Genomic DNA, 16,455 nt, shown 5'->3' with positions numbered 1-16,455 from the left:
CAATGATACGATCAAGCGTAGAACATCCAGTCAATCCTAATGGATCGACCCATGTAAGGGGATTGTGAACAGAAGCATAAGGATTCTCGCCCCCCGCCAACCCAATCGGGTCCGGGCTTAAGTAACAGCAGGCCTGCGGGGCGTAGTAGCGGAAGCGGTTGTAATGCAGCCCCGACTCTTCATCCAGAAGCTGGCCGGCGAATTTTAAACCGGGTTCTGGCTGGCTGTGGTTACGTGAACTAGATACGGGATAACGGCAAGCTGTATCTGCCAGAGGACTGGCTGACGCAGTGCGGCCTGACCGGGCAACCGCTGGCGATCAGCGTAATGCCCGGTCAGGTGGTGATTTGGGTTCAGCAGGGTAATATGTTAGCGTAACAACAGATAAAAATAGCCGTAAATATCCAGATAGGATCTTTACGGCTACTATAGTAGAGTATTAGTATACAACCAACTGACCTTTAGGCCAACTACCCACCCAACCACAGGGTATATGACCAGACTCATAAATAGAAACTAGCTTATTAAAGAACAATGGAGTCTTTAACTTTTCGCTATAAAAATCCTCTATCAGATATTGAATGATATCCCATTCAATACATTGATGCAAGAGTGTATTATCAAAATCATTTAAATTAGGAATCTTAGGTTTTATATCATTAGTAAAAAACAACTTTGCTTCTTTAGCAACTTCATTCCAATCTTGGAATATAGCCGTATATTTTGTTGCTAGATAACCTGATATTTCATTAGACTCTTCCAAAGTGACATTTTCCCACTCAGGATCAGATAAATAATTCCCAGCCTCATTTAAAGACATTGCTAAAATCACATCAGATACGCTAATTTTATTACCAACATCTGAAAGCCAATTGATATTTAATAGCCTTTCAGTCGCTAATTTAGATATTTTCATAGTTTCACCTGATTTATTCTACCCGGAATCCTTGGGACTTTTTGTCCTCCGAGCAGGCCATATTGAATTCTATTCTGAATACTGCTTCTAACAGCTTGATTAGCTGATAAGCCAGCAGGCTCTAATGAATGTTTTAGCGCTTGGGTATATTGAAGGTTTGTAGGGCGCTGCCCACTTAATGCCCCACCACGTCTATATTGATTCCAGAACTGTTCAAGAGACTTATGCGCTTCATAGTGTGGCGTACCTGGTTGAGTAAATACGTTACCTTCTAACTTAATAGCAGCACCGCTATTTGTAGGGATCACATCACGGAACGCAGCATCTTGGTTTAAGTGATGTGACTGTCCTGGACGCGTGTCATTTTTCAGTGTTCCATCTGGCCCCAATATAGCATCATCTCCCTTTCCAAGATTTGGACAGGTTGATAATCCCAGCGGATCTATCCATCCCAACGGGTTATGAACGTAACTATACGGGTTCAGCCCCCCCGCCAGCCCTATCGGGTCCGGGCTTAAGTAACAGCAGGCCTGCGGGTCCGTAGTAGCGGAAGCGGTTGTAGTGCAGCCCCCGATTCTTCATCCAGAAGCTGGCCGGCGAATTTTAAACCGGGTTCTGGCTGGCTGTGGTTGCGTGAACTAGATACGGGATAACGGCGAACTTTACCTTGCGGGAGACTGGCTGACGCAGTGCGGTCTTATCGGGCAACCGTTGGTAATTAGCGTGATGCCCGGTCAGGTGGTGATTTGGGTTCAGCAGGGTAATATGTTAGCGTAACAACAGATAAAAAAACCGGGAAGATCCAAATATTATCCCCCCAGATTAATATTAGTCATCAATCATATCAAGAGATAACTGTGCTGCCTCTCGGATATCTTCATTCTTCGATTTTAGCGATATTTCCAAGCCTTTTTTTAGTTTGGCATCAGCGAATGCTGCTGATACTTGGGTAACCCAGTATCTTACATTGTCGGTTACAGATGGGTTTTCTAATGTTTTTTGTATTTCCAACACTACATCATCGCGATGGCATTTATAAAAAAAATCTTCTACTAATTGATATACTCCCCACCCATCTCCATTACCATAAGAGTTAAGGAATAATGAGATTGCCTCTTTGTCAGGATGAGCAATGAAAAACTTTCTTGCCTCATCATATTTATTAATTAGTTCTTGTGTTAAAACGTCATCATCCGGCATCGGTTGATTATGACGTAAGAAAGACAGCGCCTCATTTCTGTTCATATTCATAGCTCCATAGCTTTCCATAGTGCTTTGTTTTGTTTGATTAGCTCAGACAACTGCCTATTAACAACATCCTTACTATATCCAGCATTACGGAATATAGTTCTCAGGTCAACAATGTCTCTTGCTAGGTATTGCCTATTTGTTAAACCTCGGACAAACGGTTTTTTATATGTCCATGTTAATTCGTGCAGATCTTTACGCATGTTTATCGTTATTCCTCGAGCATGTGTCGTCGGACTAACAGCATTCTGAATAGCATGATGCGGTGTATGGGTTGGATTAAGACCACTCTTTATATTTGCTCCACGGACTTGGCTATATGTGCCAACAAATAAGTCCTCGCCTGGTTTCGCTAACGGTGGTTTAAGTTTACCAGCGTTTGCCAGTGGACAAGCTGCCAACCCTAAGGGTTCTATCCATCCCAGCGGGTTATGCACATACCCATAGGTATTCTCGCCCCCCGCCAGCCCTATCGGGTCCGGGCTTAAGTAACAGCAGGCCTGCGGGTCGTAGTAGCGGAAGCGGTTGTAGTGCAGCCCCGATTCTTCATCCAGAAGCTGGCCGGCGAATTTTAAACCGGGTTCTGGCTGGCTGTGGTTGCGTGAACTAGATACGGGATAACGGTGAACTGTATCTGGCGGGGGACTGGCTGACGCAGTGCGGCCTGACCGAGCAACCGCTGGCAATCAGCGTAATGCCCGGTCAGGTGGTGATTAGGATTCAGCAGGGGAATATATTGGCATGATGACAGGTAAAACAAGCCGGAAGATACCTTATGATCATTCCGGCTTGTTTTAGTTATTCGTAGATCCTGGCAGCCATTAATATGTCAGCAAGGACACTCCAACTGGCATTATCTGGGCATGGCTTATTCATATTCTTATAAAAACCATCCATGTCTTCCATCCATGAAGCCATCGCTTCTAAAAAAGATGGAAGATCATTATTCTCCCACTCATCAGGATTATTTCTTGCTTCCGAAGCCAAAGATAAAATTAATTTAATTAATTCATTTCTAGTTTCCACAGGATATAAATCATTTTCCATTTCAACCACCTATTATCTGTTTAATTCCATCACCTAATTTTAAAATGATGCTCTTACCTTCAGTTTTTGTTGTCATTTTCCACATTTGGCCTGCAACTTCTTTGGCTGTAGCCCATTGGACTGGTACGCTTTCAAGACCTGCTATTTTAAATGCGGCCAATCTTCGATGGTCTAGAGTCCATATTTTCCCTGTAGCATCCCGCCAAACCTTAATAGCAGGTAGATCCGCAGCTTTAAGTGTTCCATTTGCTAATGCAGCAGCGTTATCCAGAACAGTATGAGCTCATGTTTGATTTTTAATTGAGCTTTGCATGTAGTGAATATCTTTAGGATTGAGATTACACCCAGCCAATCCCAGCGGATCTATCCATCCCAACGGGTTATGAACGTAACTATACGGGTTCAGCCCCCCGCCAGCCCTATCGGGTCCGGGCTTAAGTAACAGCAGGCCTGCGGGTCGTAGTAGCGGAAGCGGTTATAGTGCAGCTCCGATTCTTCATCCAGAAGCTGGCCGGCGAATTTTAAACCGGGTTCTGGCTGGCTGTGGTTGCGTGAACTAGATACGGGATAACGGTGAACTGTATCTGGCGGGGGACTGGCTGACGCAGTGCGGTCTGACCGAGCAACCGCTGGCAATCAGCGTAATGCCCGGTCAGGTGGTGATTCAGATTCAATAGAATAAACAGGATAAATAATAACTACCGGGAGTCCTGATTATATGTCCCGGTAGTTTACTTATTTACTACAAACTACATACAATAATAAAATGATTCGTCATTGATAAACACAACATAATGTGGGGAATCATCGAAGATGGGAGATATTAAAAAATCCCTCAAGTCGTTTATTTCAAGCGATTTCTTCAAAAATTCAATTAAGCAACTCCTAGATGCCATAACTATTTCACCATTGAAGTAAACCTGCTTGCCCTTGCGAGAGACAAGGTTATGGGCAATGTAAAAAGTTTCATCAGTTAGTTTACTCTCTAACTCATTAAACGTATCCATTAAATATATTGAGCTGCCACTCTTAGTTAAACTCAACATAGAAAAAAATAACTCACTCTTATCCCGACCAGAGTAAATTTCTTTTTTTTCAAGAAGTTCAAAGTTGTATTTATTTTTCATTGTCAATTAGGTATGTCATAGAATATATGACCATCCGTTCCATTGTTATACCACTTGATATGTGGTGAGTCGCCGAATCCACCCTCTGGTCCCATGTGTTGTTCATATCCTTTCGGGTACTTTGGAACACCATCAGGGCGCGCACTTTGTGTGTGAGCTTTATAACGATTCATATTACCTTGCGATTCTTTCAAAAATGCTTTCGCATCGGTACTTGACTGCACTTTCACTTGGAATTTCTCACCGTTTGCGAGAGCACTTTGTGAGTCTTTAATTGCTTGCTTCCATTCTTTGCTTCCTTTGACCAATGGCTTCATTTCAGAAGCCTTACCACTTAATTTACCTTTATATGCACCGCAACCTGCAAGGCCAAGAGGGTCTATCCATGTCAGAGGATTCGGCACATACGCATACAGGTTCATCCCCCCCGCCAGCCCTATCGGGTCCGGGCTTAAGTAACAGCAGGCCTGCGGGTCGTAGTAGCGGAAGCGGTTATAATGCAGCCCCGATTCTTCATCCAGAAGCTGGCCGGCGAATTTTAAACCGGGTTCTGGCTGGCTGTAGTTGCGTGAACTAGATACGGGATAACGGCGAACTTTACCTTGCGGGAGACTGGCTGACGCAGTGCGGTCTTATCGGGCAACCGTTGGTAATTAGCGTGATGCCCGGTCAGGTGGTGATTCGAGGTCAGCGAGTGAATATGTAGGTACAATAACAAAAGCCGGAGGGGGACTCCTCCGGCAATTTTTAGTTTAACGCCTCCTCTATTTTCTTTATTATTTCAGAATGGAACCAAAGAGAACGCTCACCTAATATCATCTCATTTCTTTCCCCCTCATATATCTCATCACTGAGTCCATATGCCTTATCATTAAGAGGATTAACAAACAAGAATCTTTTTAACAACGACTCATCAACCACCTGAGTACTTATTGTATGAAATACCCCATTTTTCCAGCAAGAATTATCCGTAATTACCGGAGGTATAAGTAGTGAATTACCACTTAGAAATGGATCTGTCAGAACATTGTCGCTGGAGGTATTAAAAACGCATACAATCAACGTATTTTTAAAGGGGCCAATAGACATTTTATCTGAGAAAACCTGACCAAAATAATATTTTTTCCCACTGATTTTAAAATAAAAAACATCTCCTTTTCCAGGCCATTTTGTTTTTTTACCACCTTCAATTAAGATCGTTTCTTTATTTACCATTTGAGTTTTAATCCATTATTTTCCAACCAACCAGAGCCCCAGGAGACAGCATCTGAATATAATTTTCTTGTCGCACTAATACTGTTTATTGAGTTTTCAAAATGTGGATTATTATGAATAATTGCCTGTTCAATACTTCGTGCATGACCTCTATTCAGAGGAGAGTCAGTCAATGGGACAAGTTTATCAAATCTATCACCATGCTGAAGTGCCCGAATGTCAACGTCTTTACTTATGCCTACATATACAGGCTTATCGCCTTTGTATCCTATATAAACGTGAGTATCATTTCCACCTTTAGCTTTTGCCTTAATCCAGTCAGAAAAAGACATATTTTTAGCTGAGGTTTTAGCACTACCAGCACTACAAGCTGAAAGACCTAGCGGATCAATATATGTCAGTGGGTTCGGAACATAACTATATAAGTTCATTCCCCCCGCCAGCCCTATCGGGTCCGGGCTTAAGTAACAGCAGGCCTGTGGGTCGTAGTAGCGAAAGCGGTTATAGTGCAACCCCGATTCTTCATCCAGAAGCTGGCCGGCGAATTTTAAACCGGGTTCTGGCTGGCTGTGGTTGCGTGAACTAGATACGGGATAACGGCAATCTGTCTCTGCCAGAGGACTGGCTGACGCAGTGCGGCCTGATCGGGCAACCGCTGGCGATCAGCGTGATGCCTAGTCAGGTGGATATTCAGATTTAACAGAGTTGTATGTGCACTAACAGGTAATAATTAGTAGGAATGATCCCAACTGGATCATTCCTACTAGAAGAGAGTTAGCCAACATTCTCCCTTTTAACTAATCTTCCATCATCAAGTGTCAGATAATCACTCTTATCTCCATGTGTGATCTCCACATATTCATTAACCACAACTGCATCAACAATTCCACAGAGATAATGCCAAAAAGATTTTTTGGCATTATTATAAAGAAGCACCCCCCACTCACATGGAATTAAATAGCGATCTTCAGGAAGATGAATAACATCATACACAATGCCGCCAAGTCGTGATATTTCAGAGCGAGCTTCTTCTGTAAAAACTATTAACCCATCATCTTTTTCACCTTGAGATGCATTACAATCTGGACATCTTTCCAGGTTCGATTCATAGCTAGAATAACAATTTTGACATGTAGTATATTTCATCAACCATCTCTTATTTAATTGGAATACTAGATGTTATAAAACCTGGACCAGTACCACCAATATGCGGATCAACATGGTCTGTAATAACACGTATTTTTTGTGTTACCCCATTTTGGGTCGATGTGCCTTCAAATACCTTACCAAAGAACCCTTCCCTATTAGAAATGACTTGATTTGCAGGATTATTAGCAACCTCCACTGTAGCATGCGCAATATCTCTATTGCTCCACTCCGATGGGAATAGCGAACCTTTTTGCCTTTTAGGCTTCATTGATACATATGGTTCTTGCTTAGGGGGGCCAACATGAGGAGAGTGTCTTCTTAAAATATGGCGAAGTGAGCCGAAAGAGAACTTATAGCCATCGTTACCAGCATTTCCTCCAGGAGGACACGTCGCTAACCCAAGCGGATCAATCCACCCCAACGGGTTATGTACGTATGAGTACGGCCTCTCTCCCCCCGCCAAACCTATCGGGTCCGGGCTTAAGTAACAGCAGGCCTGTGGGTCGTAGTAGCGGAAGCAGTTATAGTGCAGACCCGATTCTTCATCCAGAAACTGGCCGGCAAAGGATAATGGCTTAAACAGGCAGGCTTTGAGATTGGCGGCTCGGTCACGGTGAAGATCATGGATGGCTGTTTAGTACTGATCCCAGACAGTGACGAGACGAACAGCCTCAAAAAGCAATACCAGCGCGAGCAAATCAGTGAAATTAAGCTGAGAATGCGCGAGCTGATTGGTGACTACAAAACCGTTTAAGGGAAGGTGGCTAATATGAGAACTGGGATTGAGCAGCTAGAGGAAGTGCACCTGAGCCACGAGGAAGCGATGGCACTGGCGGCTGAGCTGGGCGGAGATACGCGCCTGTGCGGTTGATGACAATGAAGCCTGGCTTATCAAGGATGCGATAAGGCGGTTACAGTCGGCGCTGGCCTGGCACGGGTATTCGCCACAGTAAAAGCAATAAAGCCGGAAGATCACGGGGATCTTTCCGGCTGATTTCAAGGATTACTAATCACCGCTTATTCTAATAAAACTGATTTCTTTTCCGTTTATTTTTTCAATGATCTTATGCAGCTCATCTTTTCCTTCAATGATTCTGTCTTTCATTTCAGATAATTCGTGAATAAAAGAACTAGCATCCTTGTTTTTCAATAAACAGTCAGTTTTATAGTAATCCTTAATCTTTCTTAAATTCTTTGCACTACTCCATCTGGTTGAAGAAGAGAATATATTTGAATGTAGGGTTTCGCTCATAACAAAATGAATAATTTCATTATTTTTTGTCGTAATATGCATATCTAGTCCCATAATATCCTCAAAAAATCACATCGGTTGCCTTAAGATCTTTAAACACACTTTGCGGGAATGCCGTAACTAAATCACCATTTGATTCAGTCACAACCCTTACTTTATTCAACATTTCCCCTCTGGGGTTATACCTACATCCCTTTTCAAAGTTTTTTCATATATAAAACGATCACCATCGCGAATAACTCTATCTGGCTTACGGAATACATCCCTTATGGTTGATTTGACATCAGCACTATTGAGAGTCCACTTACTCTTGTGTGACCAGCCAGGGACGTTACCAACATGCCTATCCTTAACATGCTGAACACCATCTTTAGTTAGGTTGATTTTTTTAGGCGGGGTTGGGCAAGGTGCCAACCCTAAGGGTTCTATCCATCCCAGCGGGTTATGCACATACCCATAGGTATTCTCGCCCCCCGCCAGCCCTATCGGGTCCGAGCTTAAGTAACAGCAGGCCTGCGGGTCGTAGTAGCGGAAGCGGTTATAGTGCAGCTCCGATTCTTCATCCAGAAGCTGGCCGGCGAATTTTATACCGGGTTCTGGCTGGCTGTGGTTGCGTGAACTAGATACGGGATAACGGCGAGCTATATCTGGCGGGGGAATGGCTAACGCAGAGTGGCCTTACCGGGCAACCGCTGGATATTTGCGTGACGCCTGGTCAGGTGATGATTCAAGTTCAAGGGTAATATGTTGGCATAGCAACTGATAATAATAGCAGGAAAGATCTAGAGGGGATCTTTCCTGCCATTTAAACACCTAATAATATTTACCAACCACTCCAAGCATCATACTTGTAATTATCATCTATTCTCTCAAATGTAACACCCGTTAATTTAAGCTTTTCAAATTCACTTTTAAATAATAATGAGCATACAGGTTTTGATATTTCCTTGCATAAAAATAAATGTTCCTGTATATCATCTCTAATTTTAAATTTATCTATCTTTTCATAGTATATTTTATCTAACCCTTTGTCTTCTGGTGTGTTAAGCTCACCAGTTTCTATATCCGTTGATATAGTAAATATTGAGTTAGATTCGTCTATTATAGATAAATAACACAGCATATAGAATAAGTAATATTTTTTTGATGGGGTCTTATTTTTGTATAAACTAACAGTAACAGGAATGCTGATGCATTTCACATTCAGCTCAGAGAGTAACGTTAACATATCAGATGAAATTAAGTTATCATGTGGGAAATAATCACCATCTAATTTATATGATTTTACCTTAACTGCATAACCATTTGAAAAGTCATCTGGCGATGGTGGTGCCGTAAAAAGATCATAATCAGGTAATTCTGGCACCCACTCTTTATCCATAAAGTGTGGTATCCCTTCATCATTAGGAGAGTATTCGATAACAAAAAACTCACTTTCACTATTATTCATAATAATCTACCTGTATTAGGATCTATTCTAAACAAATTATTATCAAGACCTTTTCTTGCCCAGTCTTGAATTTCTTTCACCCCTAACGCCAACTGTGTATCACTCAATCTATTTGCTTGTCTTGCGAGTTGGGATAGTTTATTTCTTATTTCACCTGTATATTGATTATGGTTAGACCAATGACCTGGTATTCCCATAGTATTAGCAAGATCTTTTGAACCAGGCAAGAAGGTTCCATTTGAGGCCCCATCACCATCCCAACCAATCTTTTTAAGGCGATCGAAGATAGATTTAAAGTTCTTATCTTTCATTAATTCTTCAGGAATAAGGTGGTGATTCGCCATGCCATCACCGGTTCTTGCTCCCATATTACGACCTAAAATACAACTCGAAAGACCCAGCGGATCAATATATGTCAGTGGGTTTGATGCATAAGCATACAGGTTCATCCCCCCCGCCAGCCCTATCGGGTCCGGGCTTAAGTAACAGCAGGCCTGTGGGTCGTAGTAGCGAAAGCGGTTATAGTGCAACCCCGATTCTTCATCCAGAAGCTGGCCGGCGAATTTTAAACCGGGTTCTGGCTGGCTGTGGTTGCGTGAACTAGATACGGGATAATGGCAAGCTGTATCTGACGGGGGATTGGCTTACGCAGTGCGGTCTTACCGGGCAACCGCTGGCGATCAGCGTGATGCTTGGTCAGGTGGTGATTCGAGTACATCAGGATAATGCATTGGCATAATTAAAGATAAAAATACCGAGGAGATCCAGATAGGATCTCCTCGACTTATTTTATTATTTCTTTTCCATAACAGATACATAAGATGGTTTCTTCGTTTGTGTATCAGGGAAAAGGTCTTTCTCCTCTAACCGCCACCAATACTCGCTATATGAACTAGGTTTTTTATATTCATAGATAGATACAACACCGAGGAGAGCACAGGGGGATTCCGCCATAAAATCCCATCCATTTTTCTCAGCGCAAAACATATCTATCTCATCATCATACCAAGTTCTAAACCCTTTCTTATCAAGAATATTCAACGCAGTATTATATACATTTGTATACTCAGACAAAGCAGGCATATTCTTACTCCTTTATTTTCCAATGATTTTTATCGCATCAAAAGGAATTTCGCCTTTAAACAAGACTTCTAAAGCCCTTTTTGCATCTCTTCTAGTAATAAGTGAACCAAATTTTTCAGCCGCTTGGAGAACGTTATTATGGTCAATAAATTTCGCCCCACCTTGTATGGCTTTTTTTACGTCAATTTCTATTAATCCATTACAACTTCTAAACCGGTTTGTTGCTTCTTTTGTAAGAGATGCTGAGATATGTTCAGTATCAAGGCCTTTGACATGATCTGCAATTGACCCACTAATTCCTTTTGGTTTTATCCCCAATCCTTGTTCCAGTCTAGCCAAATCATCAGGCGTTATTTGTCTGTATACTTTACATGTAGCAAGACCCAGAGGATCTATTGCAGATAGAGGGTTTGGCACATACGCATACGGGTTATGCCCCCCCGCCAGCCCTATCGGGTCCGGGCTTAAGTAACAGCAGGCCTGCGGGTCGTAGTAGCGAAAGCGGTTATAGTGCAACCCCGATTCTTCATCCAGAAGCTGGCCGGCGAATTTTAAACCGGGTTCTGGCTGGCTGTGGTTGCGTGAACTAGATACGGGATAACGGCAAGCTGTATCTGCCAGAGGACTGGCTGACGCAGTGCGGCCTGACCGGGCAACCGCTGGCGATCAGCGTAATACCCGGTCAGGTGGTGATTCATATTCAGCAAGGGTAACGTATTAGCGTCACAGCAGATAAAAAATAACCGGGGGAGATCCAACGATGATCTTCCCGGCTTTTATTTATGGCAATTTTCTAGCTGTTTTCTTAGTGGCTAACGGTTTCCAAGAGATTAATACTCCGGCCTCACCAAGATACCTATTTAACTCGTCGAGTTCAGTATCCTCAACGGTCCATAGCCACAGATTATTGTTTAACCCTTCAAGGGAACCATGCTTTTCATCACTTGATATCCACTCTTTCAAGTTAACATTTCCGATAACAATATCAAGATGATGATTATTAATCACATTAATAGGATAAACCATCCTTAGCATCGTATTTTTATAACGTTCCTGGCCTTTAAACCTACCTGGACATTCTCTTTTAAATAAAGATGCGTTTTCATATTGATATATATTAACCATATTATCACCAGTGGCATAGTAGAACGCTTTGGTGACTTTATCACTATGGTACTTAATACCATATGAATATGGTATGTTATCAGACAGTGAACTTAAAAATTCAGTTGTAGCCTTGGAGTCATCAGCTACACTTGGATATTGCACATCAATATAATTGAAGCCACCGAACTCATTGGTCATATAACCAAAAGATGCATTCCACGGCTGTGCATCTTTCTGCTCTGAATATATTCTAAAAGCGGTAACCGCATTATCCTTTATTTTTTCCTTTAGGTCAGGGAATGATATTTCTATGATGTCGTGATCGCCTGGATGATCACCTTTTTTTAACATCTTATAATATCCGGCACCAGTAATAGGCATGCCAATATCGGTAAATAGCTTCTCACCTAGTTCGCACGCAGTTTTTTCGTCCATATTCTCAGTGTTATATACAGCCATTCCAGAATACATATATTCCTCTTATATTCCTGAGATTAAGTTATCTAATGCTGACTTCATATCTCGCGCATTAAATGGATGTTCAAGGATAAGAACTTCACCTTGCTTATTCAATGGCAAGTTACTCATTGCAGTATCATTACGACTCGTAAGTGTTGGCAGTTTTTTACCCATATCTGTTTTAGATGCCAATTCTATAGCATGAACTTTGCCATTCATATCAATTGCCATAACATCAGGTCGTCGTCCAGATATTCCCTTGCCATTAGCAAAGCTATATGACCTATTTAAATAAACCTCTTTAAACTTACCACTCATAGCTAATTTATTAGCTATAGCTTCAGAGAACTGATCGTGACCAGGGGTTCCATCTTTTTGGCCTTTACCAAATATCTTTGTTCCATTCACTTCACGCATTGGGCATACAGCTAACCCGTATGGGTCTACCCAACTTAATGGATTAGGAACGTAAGCATACGGGTTCTCGCCCCCCGCCAGCCCTATCGGGTCCGGGCTTAAGTAACAGCAGGCCTGCGGGTCGTAGTAGCGGAAGCGGTTGTAGTGCAGCCCCGATTCTTCATCCAGAAGCTGGCCGGCGAATTTTAAACCGGGTTCTGGCTGGCTGTGGTTGAGCACTTTCGCCAGCGCTGCGCCATATAACGAATGGTTGGCGCGTTGCCAGACGCGTTTTCCTGCGGGGTTAAAGAGCGCGAGGGGTTCCCCCGTTGGGGCGCTGACCGCGTAGTGAGTTTCGACTTCGCCTACCTCGCCCTCACTGACTCGGCATTCCTGTTGCGCTATCAGCTCCCAGCCATTAAACACCCAATGTCGGATTTTTTGCAACTCGCCCTGTCGATAATCGCGAATTTCAGCAATAACATCACCGTCCCATAAATAGCTCACACGGATGCCTTGCTGTTCACAGGTTTTGCTGATACGCCGCCCAAAGGCATCGTAACGGTAGCGCCAGCTATCACCATTTTGTTTGCGCAATTCCACCAGCTGGTTCTGGCTATTCCAGATAAATCGCGTGTATTCCGGTCGGAAGCCTTCCTGTTGCGTACGGCGCGCCGTCATTCGGCCAGCGGCGTCATATTCATACAGCTGATTACCAAGACGATTTAAACGATGGCCGCGGTGATAAATTTCATCCTCTGCGCCGCACTGTTGATCGCCCACCCGCCTGAGTAGTGGATAGCCGCTGGCGTCGTAACGGTAATGCTCGCGCAGTTGATTACGTTCGCTGACCGAAATCACCTGTCCGTTGCCATTGACAACATAATTCAGTCGTTCAACATCATCGTTGATCGCAACCAACTGCAAAGCAGCGTCATACTGATATTCGCGATCCAGTTCGGCCAACGTAGGCTGAGGAATGTCACTCAGTTCTTCCTGTCGGAATACCCGCGTATTGCGGCCTGCGCGTTGATGGATAACCTGCCCCATCAGGTCGTATTGCTGACGCAGCATAAAACCCGCCGCCGCTTCGCGTCCCGCTTCCTGCCCCGCGGCATCCCGCTGTAGCTGTAAACTTTGTCCGGCTGGCAATTCCAGCTGAATAAGCTCACCGGTGCGGTTTACGCCAATACGAGTCAGCCAACTGCCCGACTCGTGCCCAACACTGGTAATTTCTCGTTCCAACGTCTGGTTATCCGGATAACGACGCAGAATTTCACCGGCTACCTGAATCTCGCGAATCGGTCTATCCTGTTCGTCATACTCAAAGTGCAAAGTACTATCCGGTGCGGTAACGCTCAGCAAACGCCCCATCATATCGTATTGATACTGCGTCGCTCCTTCCGGGTTGCTCTGGGTCAGTAAGCGCCCGCAAGGGTCGTAGCTATAATGCGTGATATTCCCTAGCGCATCCTGCTTCTGGCTACAATTTCCCTCGGCATCGTAGCGGTAATACCACACCGCATCGGCGTAATCCCGTTCCTCTATGACCCGCCCTTCGCTATCCAACGTATAGCGGTAGGATTCGCCTTGGGGATTAGTCACTGCTATCAGTTGTAGCGTGTCAGCATCGTAGCGATAGCGCCAGATATGGCCTTCACCGTCGCGGCGGGAAATCGGTAGGTCAAAAGCGCCGTATTCCACCGTCCAACTAACCCCGTTGGCATCATGATATTGGGTCAGATTGCCATGACGATCGTGGGTAAAGTGCTCCTGACTGTTGTTCGGGCGATCGCTTACCGCCAGCCGTTGATGCCTGTCATAGCGCCAGCGCCATAAGGCTCCGCCAGGGGTGCTGAGAGTTTGCAGATTATCCCGGCTGTCGTAACGCAGATTCATCACCCGCTGTTCTTCATCGAAAATGCGGAACAGACGCTGGTGATGATCGTATTCCATTCTGCGCTGGCTACCGTCGCTGTGAATTTGCGTAGTCACCAACCCAAATTCATTACGTTCCAACGTGATACTGCTGCCGTCTGGTGCGGTAAAACTTTGGGGGTTCCCTTTTTCATCATACTGTTGCAGCCAGGTACGCTCTAACGGATCGGTAATGCCGAACAGTCTTTGGCTATCGTCATAACTGTATTGCCAGCAGGCACCCATAGCGTTAGTAAATGAAGTCACCAGACCGGTGTCTTTAAGGTAGCTCAGGGTAATTTGATGGCCTGAAGGAGTGATCTGCGACAACAGATTGCCGTAACTGTCGTACTCGTATCGGGTGATATTTCCGGTGGGAGAACGAACCTCGGTCACCTGATTCATCGGAGTAAAATAAAACTCGGTGGTTGCTCCTTGCGGGTTACTGACTCGCGTTAGCCCCGGCAAATAGTCAAAGTGCACCGGGTAATAACCGTCTGCGCCTATGCTGTCGGTACAACGTCCTTGCGCATCATAATGATATGCCGTCCAGGTTTGATCATTATCATGCCAGCGACTGATCCAACCCTGCGCGTTATATTCATAGAAAAGATGGTATAACTCGGTGCTATCCGCTTCCGCCATAAAACCGCTGTCGTGATAGCGATAACTCGCCAGAACATCATATAAACCTTCGTCGGTGCGGCGAATTTCGGTCAGTTGCTGCGACGCATTCCAGATCAGCGTCAGTTCCGGACCGTCGCTGTGACAAATGCGCGTGAGCTGTTGCCTTTCGTCATAACAAAAATCGATATGATTGCCGTTAGTGTCCTGATGAGCGCTAAGCAGAAATTTATTCTGATCCTTTTGCCCGACTAAGGCGAAATGACGCTGAATACCGCTGCGGCGATCCGTCAGGATGACGCCCTGGTTGCCGCGCGTCACAGTGAAATCAGGGTGATCCGGATTAAAACTGAACGCATAGCCATCCGGTAGCGAAAAGTTCAGAGAACTGCCTTCCTGAGTGAAAATCTCAATACTGTCATTTTCAGGATCGATAACCGCGTATTCGCTGAAGCTATCTGCCCAATTAGCCCCTAATACCCCAAAACAGCCCTCAGCCCAGGTTCGGGTAAACGCCAGCGACAAGGTTTGGCCTAACATCAGATCGGTACGCTGCTCGACCAATTGACCAGTGACCACGTCAATAGGGTCACCCTTGACGAATTTCTTACCCGCTTCAGTAAAGCGTGCTATGCCTTTATGACTTTTAAATGCGGCAGTTACGCAAGATAAGGTTTTACCCGCGCATATTTTCGCAGCCTGTTTAGCACCCATGATTGCGCCTTTGGCTGCGGCTTTACTCCCCGCTTTGGTAAACAGTTTTGCTGTGCCGGTTAATAGACCTTTACTCGGTGGAACCAAGAATTCTACGGCGATCAGAATGGCTTTTTCCAACATGGAAAATTCTTCAGCCACTTCTAGATAGCCACCCTGACCGGAACCGATAAATACCGTAGATGCGCCGGATTTAATGGTTGGGCCGCAGGTCAGTTTGTCCCCCACCCGCGCCGAGGGCATACCGTTGATGGCAACGCTTTCGCTGCCTTGGGCGATAGTCGCCGGCGCGCTGTGTTTGCTACACATAGCGGTATCGCCGGTTGCGCGGGCAGCTGCTTTACCTTCGATAAATACATCGCCAGAGCCGCTGAGTAGAACGCCGTCCGTCGGGCCAACGCTGTCTACCATTGCGCTGACCGCCGAACTAGCCTTGCTGATTATCCCACCCATAGCAAAAGTCCCGGCTGTGCCTAACGCCAATACTGCCACGGTCGCCAACCCACCGGAACCCACCACCACCGCAGCAGCCACGGCAAAAATAGCTACGCTAATGAGTGCCCCAACCACAGCTCCGGCTAATGCACCGAGAAAACTGGCATGCTTGATCGGATCGCCCAATCGCGCCGCAGCCGGTCCGGGCGCGCCAGAACTGACCGGTTTGGGGCTGGCATGAATCGCCCCAACTCGGGCAATTCGCTGCACAATATCATCTGTTAACGACATGAAACGCCTCCTGCGTTACACACTT

The 16,455-nt window shown here is 44.8% G+C and carries 24 protein-coding genes and 9 pseudogenes; 11 read left to right on the top strand and 22 right to left on the bottom strand.

Annotated features, from left to right (window positions below; genetic code table 11):
* Positions 1-274, bottom strand: a 274-nt coding sequence (locus AD970_RS20380) for an RHS repeat-associated core domain-containing protein (RefSeq protein ID WP_157045590.1), incomplete at its 3' end; no start/stop codon positions are given.
* Here AD970_RS20380 and AD970_RS19190 point away from each other — a divergent pair.
* A complete protein-coding gene (locus tag AD970_RS19190; RefSeq protein WP_072080699.1) occupies positions 244-378 on the top strand; it encodes a SymE family type I addiction module toxin in 135 nt (44 codons plus the stop codon). The two genes, AD970_RS20380 and AD970_RS19190, sit on opposite strands and share 31 nt — an antisense overlap.
* Positions 379-439: 61 nt before the next feature.
* Here the strand turns inward: AD970_RS19190 and AD970_RS17655 are convergent, their stop codons facing one another.
* A complete protein-coding gene (locus AD970_RS17655; RefSeq protein ID WP_049602124.1) occupies positions 440-916 on the bottom strand; it encodes a hypothetical protein in 477 nt (158 codons plus the stop codon).
* 359 nt (positions 917-1,275) lie between these two features.
* Positions 1,276-1,523: pseudogene (locus AD970_RS20465) on the bottom strand (RHS repeat-associated core domain-containing protein); the annotation flags it as partial.
* Positions 1,524-1,558: 35 nt separating this feature from the next.
* Here AD970_RS20465 and AD970_RS19185 point away from each other — a divergent pair.
* A complete protein-coding gene (locus AD970_RS19185; protein WP_072080698.1) occupies positions 1,559-1,693 on the top strand; it encodes a SymE family type I addiction module toxin in 135 nt (44 codons plus the stop codon).
* Between the two features lie 51 nt (positions 1,694-1,744).
* Here AD970_RS19185 and AD970_RS17645 read toward each other — a convergent pair whose 3' ends face one another.
* The 3 genes and pseudogenes from AD970_RS17645 to AD970_RS20255 form a co-directional block, all read right to left on the bottom strand.
* Positions 1,745-2,161: a hypothetical protein gene (locus AD970_RS17645; RefSeq protein ID WP_049602121.1), complete on the bottom strand. Its 417-nt coding sequence runs from the start codon at positions 2,159-2,161 to the stop codon at positions 1,745-1,747.
* A gap of 2 nt (positions 2,162-2,163) precedes the next feature.
* Positions 2,164-2,367 (bottom strand): hypothetical protein, encoded by a 204-nt coding sequence (locus AD970_RS19940; RefSeq protein ID WP_049602119.1) that lies wholly within the window; start codon positions 2,365-2,367, stop codon positions 2,164-2,166.
* 180 nt (positions 2,368-2,547) lie between these two features.
* Positions 2,548-2,739, bottom strand: a pseudogene (locus AD970_RS20255) (RHS repeat-associated core domain-containing protein); the annotation flags it as partial.
* Between the two features lie 35 nt (positions 2,740-2,774).
* On the opposite strand from AD970_RS20255, the gene AD970_RS20250 reads away from it, so the two are divergent.
* The gene (locus AD970_RS20250; RefSeq protein WP_072080697.1) at positions 2,775-2,909 is read left to right on the top strand and encodes a SymE family type I addiction module toxin; all 135 of its coding nucleotides are present in this window, start codon (positions 2,775-2,777) and stop codon (positions 2,907-2,909) included.
* A gap of 53 nt (positions 2,910-2,962) precedes the next feature.
* Here the strand turns inward: AD970_RS20250 and AD970_RS17635 are convergent, their stop codons facing one another.
* Positions 2,963-3,211, bottom strand: a complete 249-nt coding sequence (locus AD970_RS17635; RefSeq protein ID WP_049602116.1) for a DUF7660 family protein — start codon at positions 3,209-3,211, stop codon at positions 2,963-2,965.
* Position 3,212: 1 nt separating this feature from the next.
* A pseudogene (locus AD970_RS20620) lies at positions 3,213-3,736 on the bottom strand (RHS repeat-associated core domain-containing protein); the annotation flags it as partial.
* 35 nt (positions 3,737-3,771) lie between these two features.
* On the opposite strand from AD970_RS20620, the gene AD970_RS20370 reads away from it, so the two are divergent.
* Positions 3,772-3,888, top strand: coding sequence for a SymE family type I addiction module toxin (locus AD970_RS20370; protein WP_072080696.1), 117 nt, complete (start codon positions 3,772-3,774; stop codon positions 3,886-3,888).
* Positions 3,889-4,694: 806 nt separating this feature from the next.
* On the opposite strand, the pseudogene AD970_RS20240 reads toward AD970_RS20370, so the two are convergent.
* A pseudogene (locus AD970_RS20240) lies at positions 4,695-4,880 on the bottom strand (RHS repeat-associated core domain-containing protein); the annotation flags it as partial.
* A gap of 35 nt (positions 4,881-4,915) precedes the next feature.
* On the opposite strand from AD970_RS20240, the gene AD970_RS19160 reads away from it, so the two are divergent.
* A complete protein-coding gene (locus tag AD970_RS19160; protein ID WP_072080695.1) occupies positions 4,916-5,044 on the top strand; it encodes a SymE family type I addiction module toxin in 129 nt (42 codons plus the stop codon).
* A 41-nt stretch (positions 5,045-5,085) separates the two neighbouring features.
* Here the strand turns inward: AD970_RS19160 and AD970_RS17615 are convergent, their stop codons facing one another.
* Both AD970_RS17615 and AD970_RS20235 read right to left on the bottom strand, forming a co-directional pair.
* On the bottom strand, positions 5,086-5,553 hold the full coding sequence (locus tag AD970_RS17615; protein ID WP_049602106.1) for an Imm26 family immunity protein: 468 nt from the start codon (positions 5,551-5,553) through the stop codon (positions 5,086-5,088).
* Positions 5,554-5,917: 364 nt separating this feature from the next.
* A pseudogene (locus AD970_RS20235) lies at positions 5,918-6,113 on the bottom strand (RHS repeat-associated core domain-containing protein); the annotation flags it as partial.
* 26 nt (positions 6,114-6,139) lie between these two features.
* Here AD970_RS20235 and AD970_RS19155 point away from each other — a divergent pair.
* Entirely contained in the window at positions 6,140-6,253 is a 114-nt protein-coding gene (locus AD970_RS19155; protein WP_072080694.1) for a SymE family type I addiction module toxin, read from the top strand.
* 74 nt (positions 6,254-6,327) lie between these two features.
* Here the strand turns inward: AD970_RS19155 and AD970_RS17605 are convergent, their stop codons facing one another.
* From AD970_RS17605 to AD970_RS20615, 3 genes and pseudogenes are all read right to left on the bottom strand, one after another.
* Complete coding sequence (locus AD970_RS17605) at positions 6,328-6,699, bottom strand: hypothetical protein (RefSeq protein WP_049602103.1); 372 nt, start codon at positions 6,697-6,699, stop codon at positions 6,328-6,330.
* A gap of 10 nt (positions 6,700-6,709) precedes the next feature.
* Complete coding sequence (locus tag AD970_RS20230; RefSeq protein WP_049602101.1) at positions 6,710-6,970, bottom strand: hypothetical protein; 261 nt, start codon at positions 6,968-6,970, stop codon at positions 6,710-6,712.
* Between the two features lie 114 nt (positions 6,971-7,084).
* A pseudogene (locus tag AD970_RS20615) lies at positions 7,085-7,276 on the bottom strand (RHS repeat domain-containing protein); the annotation flags it as partial.
* Positions 7,277-7,324: 48 nt separating this feature from the next.
* On the opposite strand from AD970_RS20615, the gene AD970_RS20365 reads away from it, so the two are divergent.
* Together AD970_RS20365 and AD970_RS20685 are read left to right on the top strand one after the other, a co-directional pair.
* Positions 7,325-7,456: a hypothetical protein gene (locus AD970_RS20365; RefSeq protein ID WP_268872534.1), complete on the top strand. Its 132-nt coding sequence runs from the start codon at positions 7,325-7,327 to the stop codon at positions 7,454-7,456.
* Positions 7,457-7,538: 82 nt separating this feature from the next.
* Positions 7,539-7,655, top strand: coding sequence for a DUF7706 family protein (locus AD970_RS20685; RefSeq protein WP_435056113.1), 117 nt, complete (start codon positions 7,539-7,541; stop codon positions 7,653-7,655).
* 53 nt (positions 7,656-7,708) lie between these two features.
* Here AD970_RS20685 and AD970_RS17590 read toward each other — a convergent pair whose 3' ends face one another.
* Positions 7,709-8,008, bottom strand: a complete 300-nt coding sequence (locus AD970_RS17590) for a hypothetical protein (protein WP_049602099.1) — start codon at positions 8,006-8,008, stop codon at positions 7,709-7,711.
* A 348-nt stretch (positions 8,009-8,356) separates the two neighbouring features.
* Positions 8,357-8,548 (bottom strand): annotated as a pseudogene (locus tag AD970_RS20610) (RHS repeat domain-containing protein); the annotation flags it as partial.
* A gap of 29 nt (positions 8,549-8,577) precedes the next feature.
* On the opposite strand from AD970_RS20610, the gene AD970_RS19135 reads away from it, so the two are divergent.
* Entirely contained in the window at positions 8,578-8,697 is a 120-nt protein-coding gene (locus AD970_RS19135) for a SymE family type I addiction module toxin (RefSeq protein ID WP_072080693.1), read from the top strand.
* Positions 8,698-8,777: 80 nt separating this feature from the next.
* Here the strand turns inward: AD970_RS19135 and AD970_RS17585 are convergent, their stop codons facing one another.
* On the bottom strand, positions 8,778-9,404 hold the full coding sequence (locus AD970_RS17585) for an imm11 family protein (protein ID WP_049602096.1): 627 nt from the start codon (positions 9,402-9,404) through the stop codon (positions 8,778-8,780).
* Positions 9,401-9,982: pseudogene (locus tag AD970_RS20455) on the bottom strand (RHS repeat-associated core domain-containing protein); the annotation flags it as partial. The gene AD970_RS17585 and the pseudogene AD970_RS20455, both read right to left, overlap by 4 nt.
* A gap of 26 nt (positions 9,983-10,008) precedes the next feature.
* Here AD970_RS20455 and AD970_RS19125 point away from each other — a divergent pair.
* Complete coding sequence (locus AD970_RS19125; protein ID WP_072080692.1) at positions 10,009-10,143, top strand: SymE family type I addiction module toxin; 135 nt, start codon at positions 10,009-10,011, stop codon at positions 10,141-10,143.
* A 53-nt stretch (positions 10,144-10,196) separates the two neighbouring features.
* Here the strand turns inward: AD970_RS19125 and AD970_RS17575 are convergent, their stop codons facing one another.
* Together AD970_RS17575 and AD970_RS20605 are read right to left on the bottom strand one after the other, a co-directional pair.
* Positions 10,197-10,487, bottom strand: coding sequence for a hypothetical protein (locus tag AD970_RS17575; protein ID WP_049602093.1), 291 nt, complete (start codon positions 10,485-10,487; stop codon positions 10,197-10,199).
* A gap of 369 nt (positions 10,488-10,856) precedes the next feature.
* Positions 10,857-11,042, bottom strand: a pseudogene (locus tag AD970_RS20605) (RHS repeat-associated core domain-containing protein); the annotation flags it as partial.
* A gap of 35 nt (positions 11,043-11,077) precedes the next feature.
* On the opposite strand from AD970_RS20605, the gene AD970_RS20205 reads away from it, so the two are divergent.
* Positions 11,078-11,200, top strand: coding sequence for a SymE family type I addiction module toxin (locus tag AD970_RS20205; RefSeq protein WP_072080691.1), 123 nt, complete (start codon positions 11,078-11,080; stop codon positions 11,198-11,200).
* Positions 11,201-11,267: 67 nt separating this feature from the next.
* Here the strand turns inward: AD970_RS20205 and AD970_RS17565 are convergent, their stop codons facing one another.
* Positions 11,268-12,065: a hypothetical protein gene (locus AD970_RS17565; protein ID WP_049602087.1), complete on the bottom strand. Its 798-nt coding sequence runs from the start codon at positions 12,063-12,065 to the stop codon at positions 11,268-11,270.
* 9 nt (positions 12,066-12,074) lie between these two features.
* Positions 12,075-16,430 carry an RHS repeat-associated core domain-containing protein gene (locus tag AD970_RS19385; protein WP_053215285.1) on the bottom strand — a complete coding sequence of 1,452 codons (4,356 nt, stop codon included), beginning with the start codon at positions 16,428-16,430 and terminating at the stop codon, positions 12,075-12,077.
* Between the last annotated feature and the right edge of the window lie 25 nt (positions 16,431-16,455).

It is taken from the genome of Yersinia nurmii (assembly GCF_001112925.1).
Taxonomy (GTDB): Bacteria; Pseudomonadota; Gammaproteobacteria; order Enterobacterales; family Enterobacteriaceae; genus Yersinia; species Yersinia nurmii.
The sequence above is the reverse complement of the archived record's forward strand: the minus strand, read 5'-3'. Positions and strand labels throughout refer to the sequence as shown.